The following is a 2,144-nucleotide window of genomic DNA, read 5'->3' on the forward strand; positions in this document are numbered from 1 at the left end:
GCGACGCGCTGATTGTCGCGGAAGGAGCCGGATTGCCGGAGCAACTGGTCGACGAGGGTGGTTTTTCCATGGTCGACGTGCGCGATGATCGCGATATTACGAATTTTCATGTTCTGGTCTCGGAAGCGTTGCAGGCAGCAGGCCAAAGGCGCTGCCTCTTTCGGTTGCGCGGCTCATACAGGGTTTTTCGCAGTTGCGAAAGAGGACGCGCGACACCAAATACTCATCAAATCTTAAGCATCTGCGTGTGAAATGATTTTGTTAACCAAGGCGGGAACCTTTCGAGGCCCGGACAGTTCGAACGTCATGACCGATAAACTCAACCGATTTTGGCCGCTCATCGCGTCCGCTGCCTTTGCTATCCTGCTGGCGGCCAACGCCGCGCAGTCGGCTGCGACGCAGAAGGAAGCGCGGCCTGCCTTGCCAACCGTTGCGCCATCCGCCGAGCAGGTCTTTGCCGACGCACCCGACGGGGTCGACCCGATGGTGACCGGCCCGGTCAGCGCCGCCTTCAAGCAGAGGCAGGACGCCGCCAACTGCGACACTGCCGTCTGGCCGAACGTCCCGATGGTCTGCTATCCCGACTGACGACCGCCGGCAGCGGTCGTCATCCCACAGATGACGAAGGTCGGCTTACGCCGACCGCACCGGGTCGAGCGTGACCTTGTAGAGTTCGTTGTCGTCGCGATCCATCAGCCGCACAGTCATCTGCTCGCTGGCGCCATTGATATCGACCAGCCCGAAGAATTGCAGGCCAGCTGACGGCGGCAGGTTCTGGCCTTGCTCGGCAGTTGGCGCCTTGATGAATTTCAGCTCCGGACCGAAGGTCATGTCGAAATCGTTCGGGCCGAACGTGCCTGCATGGATCGGGCCCGAGACGAATTCCCAGAACGGATTGAAATCCTGGAACTGCGCCTTGTGGGGATTGTAGTAGTGCGCGGCGGTGTAATGCACGTCGGCGGTCAGCCAGACGGTGTTGCTGATGCCGGCGTTCTTGATGAACCGCAAAAGGTCGGCAATCTCGAGCTCGCGTCCCTTGGCCGGACCGTTGTCGCCGTTGCTCACCGCTTCGGCGCCCGCTTTCTTGGCGGCATCGTCCCAAACGACGAGGCCGAGTGGCATGTCGGCGGCGATGATTTTCCAGGTTGCCTTCGAATTTGCCAGTTCGCGCTTCAGCCATTTCGTCTGCTGTTCGCCGAGCATGCGCGATTGCGGCGTCATCTCATCTTGCATGTCCGGACCGTTGGGGCCGCGATAGGAACGCATATCGAGGAAGAACACGTCGAGCAGCGGCCCATAGGCAATCTTGCGATAGACGCGGCCCGGCTCGGACGGTTCGTAGCGGATCGTCGTCATTTCATGGAAAGCGCGCGCCGCGCGTGCCGCCAGCACATGGATGGATTTCTCGGTGTACCGGTTGTCGGCACTGAGATCCTTCGAATCCGACCAGTTGTTCAGCACTTCGTGGTCGTCCCACTGGTAGAACGTCGGGCAAATAGCGCTGAGGCCCAGCACGTTCTTGTCCATCATGTTGTATTTCCACTGGTCCCGGTATTCGTCCAGCGTCTCGGCGACCTTGCGCTTGCCGTCGATCAGCACGACGTTCTTCCACTTGCCGCCCCCGGGCAGGTCGACCTCGTCCTTCATCGCGCCGTCGGCATAGATGGTGTCGCCCGAATGCAGGAAGAAGTCGGGCGTGTGCTTGCCGATCGTGGCGTAAGTCTTCATGCCGGTCTCGTCGATACCCCAGCCTTGGCCGGCGGTGTCGCCCGACCAGGCGAACTTGATGTCGCGCCTGGAAGCGGGCGCGGTGCGGAAGCGGCCGGTGATTGGCTCGGAAACCGCATTGACGTCGGCGAGATCGGCCGCCGTCATGCGATAGAAGATGTCCTGGTCGGAAGCGAGGTCGGTGAGCAGACGCTTGACCGTATAGTCGCTGGCCGGCGAGGTATCGAGCGGCGCAAGGCGGACGGCATCAGTGAAACTTTCGGTCGACGACACTTCGAACATGACGCGCGACGGCCGATCCGTGCGCGTCCACACCATGCCGCTGGTGGCGTCGACATCGCCCGACTGGACGCCATGGGTGAAGGCCGGGCGCTGGCTGGCGCGTGAATAGTATGGCAGCGCCAGGCCGGAGACGC

General features: G+C 61.7%; 3 protein-coding genes. 1 reads left to right on the plus strand and 2 read right to left on the minus strand.

Annotated features, from left to right (window positions below; all coding sequences use genetic code 11):
- Positions 1–110, minus strand: a 110-nt coding sequence (locus ACXJ7R_RS30805) for a GTP-binding protein (protein ID WP_457155105.1), incomplete at its 3' end; no start/stop codon positions are given.
- 196 nt (positions 111–306) lie between these two features.
- Here ACXJ7R_RS30805 and ACXJ7R_RS30810 point away from each other — a divergent pair.
- Positions 307–588: a hypothetical protein gene (locus ACXJ7R_RS30810; protein WP_245331066.1), complete on the plus strand. Its 282-nt coding sequence runs from the start codon at positions 307–309 to the stop codon at positions 586–588.
- Between the two features lie 45 nt (positions 589–633).
- Here ACXJ7R_RS30810 and ACXJ7R_RS30815 read toward each other — a convergent pair.
- Positions 634–2,144, minus strand: a 1,511-nt coding sequence (locus ACXJ7R_RS30815; protein WP_457155104.1) for an alkaline phosphatase D family protein, incomplete at its 5' end; no start/stop codon positions are given.

The sequence above is a fragment of the Mesorhizobium sp. P5_C1 genome (assembly GCF_054049815.1).